This is a genomic window from Halomonas llamarensis (genome assembly GCF_023555005.1).
Taxonomy (GTDB): domain Bacteria; phylum Pseudomonadota; class Gammaproteobacteria; order Pseudomonadales; family Halomonadaceae; genus Vreelandella; species Vreelandella llamarensis.
In genome coordinates this window covers 1-391 of record NZ_JAMJPJ010000115.1, presented here as the reverse complement: position 1 = coordinate 391, position 391 = coordinate 1, and the positions used below count along the sequence as shown (strand labels likewise).

Annotated in this window: 1 protein-coding gene; it reads left to right on the top strand. The window is 54.0% G+C overall.

The window, feature by feature from the left end; genetic code table 11:
- Positions 1 to 327, top strand: a 327-nt coding sequence (locus M8006_RS17835) for a hypothetical protein (protein WP_250084576.1), incomplete at its 5' end; no start/stop codon positions are given.
- Between the last annotated feature and the right edge of the window lie 64 nt (positions 328 to 391).

Sequence of the window (391 nt, the reverse complement as noted above, 5' to 3'; positions counted from 1 at the left end):
AGATGGCCGAGCCAGAAAGCCTGCATGGCATTGAGTTCGTGGTTCATGAGAATCTCCTGGATAAAGGGAGCCTCAGTGTGGTCAGCAAAACTCAACGTGAGAAGATGTGTTTGGTGGAGCGCTTACGGCGATATGGTTGGTGGCCTGCTGCGCGAAGGCAACGCCGGTCCGGCGGAAAACGCGGATACCTGGATCCCCCATCTTGTTCAGCGCCTGATGGAAGGCACGAACCGCGACGTGGATCAGTTCCGCGTGCGCCTGGATGGAGATATAGTCGGATGTTGTGTATGGAGGACAGAAGGAAGGGTGGCGTATCCTGTTGATTGATCACGACCAAGATTTCAACCAACACAAATGGATACGCCATGACAGATTCTACCCTCCAAGCCAT